7 protein-coding genes are annotated in these 5,963 nt (G+C 73.6%); 5 read left to right on the plus strand and 2 right to left on the minus strand.

Features of this window, described 5'->3' with window-relative positions; genetic code table 11:
- Window positions 1-280 precede the first annotated feature (280 nt).
- Window positions 281-970, plus strand: a complete 690-nt coding sequence (locus AB8Z36_RS28930) for a PepSY domain-containing protein (protein WP_369216338.1) — start codon at window positions 281-283, stop codon at window positions 968-970.
- 75 nt (window positions 971-1,045) lie between these two features.
- On the opposite strand, the gene AB8Z36_RS28935 is transcribed toward AB8Z36_RS28930, so the two are convergent.
- On the minus strand, window positions 1,046-1,636 hold the full coding sequence (locus tag AB8Z36_RS28935; RefSeq protein ID WP_369216339.1) for a hypothetical protein: 591 nt from the start codon (window positions 1,634-1,636) through the stop codon (window positions 1,046-1,048).
- Between the two features lie 71 nt (window positions 1,637-1,707).
- On the opposite strand from AB8Z36_RS28935, the gene AB8Z36_RS28940 reads away from it, so the two are divergent.
- Together AB8Z36_RS28940 and AB8Z36_RS28945 are read left to right on the plus strand one after the other, a co-directional pair.
- The gene (locus AB8Z36_RS28940) at window positions 1,708-2,310 is read left to right on the plus strand and encodes an SMI1/KNR4 family protein (protein WP_369216340.1); all 603 of its coding nucleotides are present in this window, start codon (window positions 1,708-1,710) and stop codon (window positions 2,308-2,310) included.
- A gap of 49 nt (window positions 2,311-2,359) precedes the next feature.
- On the plus strand, window positions 2,360-3,115 hold the full coding sequence (locus tag AB8Z36_RS28945; RefSeq protein WP_369216341.1) for a FadR/GntR family transcriptional regulator: 756 nt from the start codon (window positions 2,360-2,362) through the stop codon (window positions 3,113-3,115).
- Window positions 3,116-3,204: 89 nt separating this feature from the next.
- Here the strand turns inward: AB8Z36_RS28945 and AB8Z36_RS28950 are convergent, their stop codons facing one another.
- The gene (locus tag AB8Z36_RS28950; RefSeq protein ID WP_369216342.1) at window positions 3,205-3,900 is read right to left on the minus strand and encodes a FadR/GntR family transcriptional regulator; all 696 of its coding nucleotides are present in this window, start codon (window positions 3,898-3,900) and stop codon (window positions 3,205-3,207) included.
- 155 nt (window positions 3,901-4,055) lie between these two features.
- Here AB8Z36_RS28950 and AB8Z36_RS28955 point away from each other — a divergent pair, with 155 nt between their 5' ends.
- Both AB8Z36_RS28955 and AB8Z36_RS28960 read left to right on the plus strand, forming a co-directional pair.
- Window positions 4,056-5,015, plus strand: a complete 960-nt coding sequence (locus AB8Z36_RS28955) for a dihydrodipicolinate synthase family protein (protein WP_369216343.1) — start codon at window positions 4,056-4,058, stop codon at window positions 5,013-5,015.
- Window positions 5,012-5,962: an ROK family protein gene (locus tag AB8Z36_RS28960; RefSeq protein WP_369216344.1), complete on the plus strand. Its 951-nt coding sequence runs from the start codon at window positions 5,012-5,014 to the stop codon at window positions 5,960-5,962. The genes AB8Z36_RS28955 and AB8Z36_RS28960 overlap by 4 nt, the downstream gene beginning before the upstream one ends.
- Window position 5,963 lies beyond the last annotated feature (1 nt).

Below are 5,963 nucleotides of genomic sequence, written 5' to 3' on the forward strand. Positions count from 1 at the left end.
GTGCACCAGCGTGACCCCCGAGCGGACGCTGGGCCCCGCCTGCCGGTGGCCGCTCGGGGGTCACGCTGGTGCACCCGGCGGTGCTGAGAAGGGCGATGAGGGTGAGGGTGACGATCCGGCGGCACATGGGGTCACCTTCCCGCAGGCCGGACTCCGGACGAGCGTGCCGCGCGGCAGGTGCACCGGGGCGGGTGACGCGGCGACGGTCGGCTTGACCCGCCCCGCCGGGCCAAGGGCGAGGTTCCGGGCCCTGGGGCCACATGTCGCTTAACGTGCCCATATGGTAACGAAACAGAGCAATGCTGTACGGCGGCGCCGGAGCCCGGCCCTCACGCGTGGCGCGGGTGTGCTGTGCGCCGTCGCGGTGGCGGGCGCCCTGCTCACCGGCTGCGGCGGCGACGACAAGGACAGCGGCACGAGCACCGGCGCCGGTGAGGCCGCCGAGACCCCCTCGGCCTCCGTCTCCGCGAGCGACCGCAACCTCACCGATGACCAGGCCGAGCGCAAGGACCTGATCCCGAAGGCCAAGGTCGGCTACGACGAGGCGCTGCGCACCGCCGTGGCCGCCGTGCCGAAGTCGAAGCCCGTCTCGATCGAGCTCAAGGGCCCGCCGGACATGCCCATGTGGCACGCCGAGGTCGCCACGGACGACGGCACCGAACACACCGTCCGGGTGGACGCGGTCACCGGCAAGACCGGCCAGAACCGGGCCAAGGACGACCAGGACGCCGACGACAAGCGCGAGCTCGCGGACTGGCTGAAGCAGGCCACGGTGACCGCGCCGCAGGCCGCGAAGGTGGCCACGGACAAGAAGAAGGGCACCGTCAGCTCCGTCGAACTCGACGACACCGACAAGGGCGGGCCGATGTGGTCCGTCGACGTCGTGACGACCGACGACTGGAACAAGACGACCTACGACATCGACGCGACCGACAAGAAGGTCCTCCGCGAGCACGTGGACCGCGACTGACGCCGCACGCGAGCCGCCGCCCCACCCGTGCCGGTCGCGGGACCGACCACGGCTGCCCGGCCACCCGGCACCCGGCTACCGGAACATATCGGGCGGCCGGGGCCCGCCCGGCCGCCCCGGACCCGGCGCGGGTGGCGGCGGAAGACCCTCCGCTTCCTCGCACAGCGACCGGAGGCGGACCTCCCTGCCCGCCCTGATCCCTTCCGCGGCTTCGGCGATGAAGGAGCGCAGACCGGGCACCGGGGCGGGCACGGACGCGTCGACGACGAGATCGAGCAGCGTACCGGCGGCACTGCCCGGTGGCACGCCGACCGCCCGCAACTCGAAGTGCGCGAGCCGCCGGTCGTCCCCGTCCGGCGGCTGCGCGCCCACCGCGCCTTCGTCCGGCGGCCCGGCCCCGGGAAACCGCTCGACCCGCCAGGCGCCCGACCGGATGTGAAAAGCCAGTCGCCTGCACACGCGGGCCAGGTGCGTCGGATCTCTCGGCGTGGTGAGCGGCGCCCTTCCCGCCAGCGGGGCCAGCTTGTTGTAGGCGGTGTGCAGCTTGTCGTCGACCGAGCCCTGTGCGGGTGCCGCTTCGCGGGCGGCGCTCAGCAGTTCCCTGACGGCGATGTCGACGGCACGGGCAGCATCGACGGGCTCCTGCCTGACTCTGCTCCAAGGCACGCTTCGATGATGGGGCCATGGCGCGGGTGATCGCCAGGTGCGGAGCACGACACGGCCGCTAGGGTCGCCCCATGACGGATGATCACATACGTGTGGAGCAGGCCCTCAGCTCCTGGCGCCGCATCGAGGCGTGGCTCGCCGAGCACGTGCCCCGCAGCCACCGGCGCCTCCCGCCGCCCGCCACGGAGTCGGAGATCCGGGCGGTGGAAAAGGAACTGGACCTACTGATCCCCGCCGACGTCAGGGCGTTCTACGCGCTGCACAACGGCACTGGCCCGGCGTCCGACTTCGACTGGCCTGTCTGGGACGGGCCGCTGCCGATCCCGGCCGACCAGCGGGACCCCGAGCGCGAGCCGAGCGGCTACTTCCTGCCCGACGGCGGGATCGGGCCGCTGGCGCATCTGGCCACCTGGTCCGACGGGCCCGCCGGGTGCGAGCGCGTGGACGAACCGGGGCAGCGCTATCTGCCGTTCATCGCGTCGGACCCGGACGGACTGTACGGAGTGTTCGTCGACTGCACTCCCGGAGCGGGCTACGGCCAACTCGGCGGTTACGCCGAGGCCGAGCTGCCCGACCCGGGCCAGGAGCCTTCATTCGCCGCTTACCTCGCCGACGTCGCGGACGCGCTGCACACGAGGCGCATCCCGTTCCAGCATGAGACGTCAGATGTCTGATGGATTGATAGCGTGCGAAAGTAGCCCGACGAGCGAGAGGGGTCAAGAGGTGGCGAGTTCAGCCAGGTCCGGTGCGCCCGGTGCGAAGCCCGCCCGGCAGTTGCTCCGGCAGGAGGTCGTCGAGGGCATCAAGCGCTACATCCTTGAGGAGCGCCTGCACCCGGGGGACCCGCTGCCCACCGAGACGGCCCTGTGCGAGGCGCTGGGCGCCAGCCGTTCCAGCGTTCGCGAGGCCGTCAAGATCCTCAACGCCCTGGACATCGTCGAGGTGCGCCACGGCCACGGCACCTATGTCGGCCGCCTCAGCCTGTCCGCCCTGGTGGAGAGCCTGACCTTCCGGGGTCTCCTCTCGCCGGGCGACGACTTCCAGGTCCTCGCCGACCTCGTGGACGTGCGTGAACTGGTCGAGCGCGGCATGGCCGACCGGATCGTCACACGGCTCAGCTCCGACCAGCTCGACGCGCTGGAACGCCATGTGGCGGACATGCGCGACCAGGGTGCGGGGGAGGCGGGCGGCTTCGTCGAGGCCGACCGGGCCTTCCACGCGCTGCTCGTGGAACCGCTCGGCAATGAGCTGATCGAGCAGCTCTCCATGGCCTTCTGGGACGTGTACGCCATCGTCGCCCCGCACCTCGACGGATTCACCCACGCCGACGAGGCGGAGACGATCACCGCCCACCAGAACATCGTGGACGCCGCGCGCGCCGGTGACGTCGCGGCCTTCATGAAGTCGCTCGGCGAGCACTACGCTCCGGTGCGGCGCCGGATCTCCGAGGCGCGCGCCAGGGACGCCGAGCGGGGCTGACCTGTGGCTCCGCCCAGCGGCACGGCGATGAGTCACTGACACCCGCCGTACGCGGGGCGCGCGGGAGCGGGGCGGCGTGACGGTGGCCGTCACCCCGTGACTCCGGCTTCGAGGCGGGATCGGATGCCGTCGAAGTGCGTCCGCATGGCGCGCACCGCCCGGTCGCCGTCCCCGGCGGCGACCGCGTCGACGATCTCGCGGTGCTGCGCGCAGGTGACCTCCGCGTCCTGATGGCCGTCGTCGAGGTCCTCGCGCACCCGGTCCATCGCGGCCCAGAAGGCGTCGAGAACCTCGCTGAGCAGGTGGCTGTCGAGCGCGGCGTAGAGCGCGAGGTGGAAGGCGCGGTCGGTGGCGCGGGCCACGCGCCCGACGGCCGCCTCGCTCTGCATCTCGGTGACGAGGGCGCGCAGCACGCCGAGATCCTCGGCGGGGACCCCGGCGGCGACCGCCCCGACGAGACCGGTCTCCAGCGCCTCGCGCACCTTCATCAGCTCCAGCAGGCCGGGCTCGCCCCGGCCGTGCCGGACGGCGGCGCGGAAGGCCAGGCCCTCGGCGAAGGGGGCGAGCGACAGTGAGCCGACGAAGGTGCCGTGGCCCCGGCGGATCTCGACGACGTTGACGGCCTGGAGCGCCTTGAGGGCCTCGCGCACCGAGACCCGGCCCACCCCGAAGAGCTCCATCAGCTCGGTCTCGGTGGGCAGCGGGTCGCCCGGTGCCAGTCTGCGCTCCAGGATCAGCTCCTTGAGCAGGCGCTGGGTGTCCTGGGCCGTGGTCGGGCGCGTCACAACTTCCTCCTGAACCGCACGTCGCCCCTTGACCGGTGGCAGGAGCATCTGTTTATGGTGAGCGAGACGTAGGACATCTTACGTCCCATGTCGGGTCCGTGTCGCCGCACCGAGCGAGCGGACCGCTGTTCCCACCTGAGCTGGAGATCCTCACCATGTCTCTGTCCGCACCGCTGCGCGGCGTCGTCCCGCCCGTCTGCACCCCGCTCGACCACCGGGGGGACATCGACACCGCCTCCCTCGCCCGGCTCGTCGAGCACCTCATCGCCGGAGGAGTGCACGGGCTCTTCGCCCTCGGCTCCACCAGCGAGGTCGCCTACCTCACCGACGCACAGCGGGCCACGGCGCTCAAGACCGTCGTCGACACCGCCGCGGGCCGGGTGCCCGTCCTCGCCGGAGTGATCGACACGACGACCGCACGCGTCGTCGAGCACGCCAGGGCCGCCGCTGACCTGGGCGCGGACGCCCTCGTCGCGACGGCGCCCTTCTACACCCGCACCCACCCCGCCGAGATCGCCGGACACTTCCGCAGGCTGCGCGCCAGCGTCGACCTGCCGCTGTTCGCCTACGACATCCCGGTCGCCGTCCACAGCAAGCTCGACCCCGCCCTGGTCCGCGCCCTCGCCGAGGACGGCACCCTGGCCGGGCTCAAGGACAGCAGCGGGGACGAGGGCGGTCTGCGCCGCCTCCTCGTCGAACTCGGCGGCCGCGGGGGCCGCACCCAGGGCCCGGCCCCCGCGTTCAGCGTGCTCACCGGCTCCGAACTCACCGTCGACGCGGCCCTCCTCGCCGGAGCCGACGGCGTCGTCCCCGGTATCGGCAACGTCGACCCGGCCGGGTACGTGCGCCTGTACGAGGCCGCGCGCGCCGGTGACTGGACGCTCGCCGCCAAGGAACAGGAGCGCCTCGTCGGCCTCTTCACCATGGTCGACGTGGGTCCGGAGGCCGACATGGGCCGCAGCTCCTCCGCCCTCGGCTCGTTCAAGGCGGCGCTGCGCCTGCTCGGCGTCATCGAGTGCGGCGACACCGCCTTCCCGCAGATCCAGCTCTCCGCCGACTCCGTCGCAGGCGTCGCCGAGCGGCTGAGCGCGGCCGGTCTGCCGCCGGTCCGATGAGCACCGTGCCCCGGCGCGACGGGACCGCCCGCATAGGCCTCGACCTCGGCGGTACGAAGATCGCCGCCGCGCTGGTCGGTCCTGACGGCACCGTCCTCGCCCGGCACACCCGTCCCACCCCGGCCCGCGACGGCGCCGACGCCGTCCTCGGCCAACTGGCGGCGGCCGCCGCGGAGGTCGACCCCGGCCGCGCCGCCACCGCGCTCGGCGTCGCGGCGGCGGGCGTCATCGACCCGCGCACCGGCACGGTCACCAGCGCCACCGACTCCATCCGGGGCTGGGCGGGCACCGCCCTGGCCGCCGGTCTCGCCGAGCGCACCGGACTGCCGGTGGCGTGCGACAACGACGTACGCGCGACGGCGGGACCGGAGCTCGCCGCGCTCGCCGCCGAGCACGCATCGCTGCTGTTCGCCGCGATCGGGACCGGCGTCGGAGGAGCCGTCGCCGTCGACGGACGGATGCTGCACGGCGCCGCGGGCATCGCGGGTCACCTCGGACACCTGCCGAGCCCGTACGCGGCCGGACTGCCCTGCACCTGCGGCGCCACCGGCCATCTGGAGGTCATCGCGTCCGGGCCCGCGATCACCGCCCACTACCGGCGGCTCTCCGGCACCACGGCCGACCGGCTCGAAACCGTCGCCGCACGAGCCGCCGAGGGGGACGCGGACGCCGTCCGCGCCATCACCACCGGAGCGGCGGCGGCCGGACAGGCCCTCGGCGGGCTCGCCAACGCGCTCGGCCCCGACCGGGTCGTCGTCGGCGGCGGCGTCCCCCGCGTCGGCCCGCTCTACGCGGACGCCCTGGCCGCCGCCTTCACCGCCGAACTGATGCCGCCGCTGACCGGCCTCACCCCCGAACCGCCCCGGTTCGGACACGACGCGGCGGTGCTCGGCGCCGCCGCCCTCACCGCGAGCCTGCCCCTCCATCACCCGGGAGCCCCCCGATGAC

This window comes from Streptomyces flavofungini, from assembly GCF_041028215.1.
Classification (GTDB): Bacteria; Actinomycetota; Actinomycetes; order Streptomycetales; family Streptomycetaceae; genus Streptomyces; species Streptomyces flavofungini_B.

Bases quoted from the DNA above. Each gene is read 5' to 3' on its own strand.
- AB8Z36_RS28930 (WP_369216338.1), top strand. From the start codon at position 281: ATGGTAACGAAACAGAGCAATGCTGTACGGCGGCGCCGGAGCCCGGCC.
- AB8Z36_RS28940 (WP_369216340.1), top strand. From the start codon at position 1,708: ATGACGGATGATCACATACGTGTGGAGCAGGCCCTCAGCTCCTGGCGC.
- AB8Z36_RS28955 (WP_369216343.1), top strand. From the start codon at position 4,056: ATGTCTCTGTCCGCACCGCTGCGCGGCGTCGTCCCGCCCGTCTGCACC.
- AB8Z36_RS28960 (WP_369216344.1), top strand. From the start codon at position 5,012: ATGAGCACCGTGCCCCGGCGCGACGGGACCGCCCGCATAGGCCTCGAC.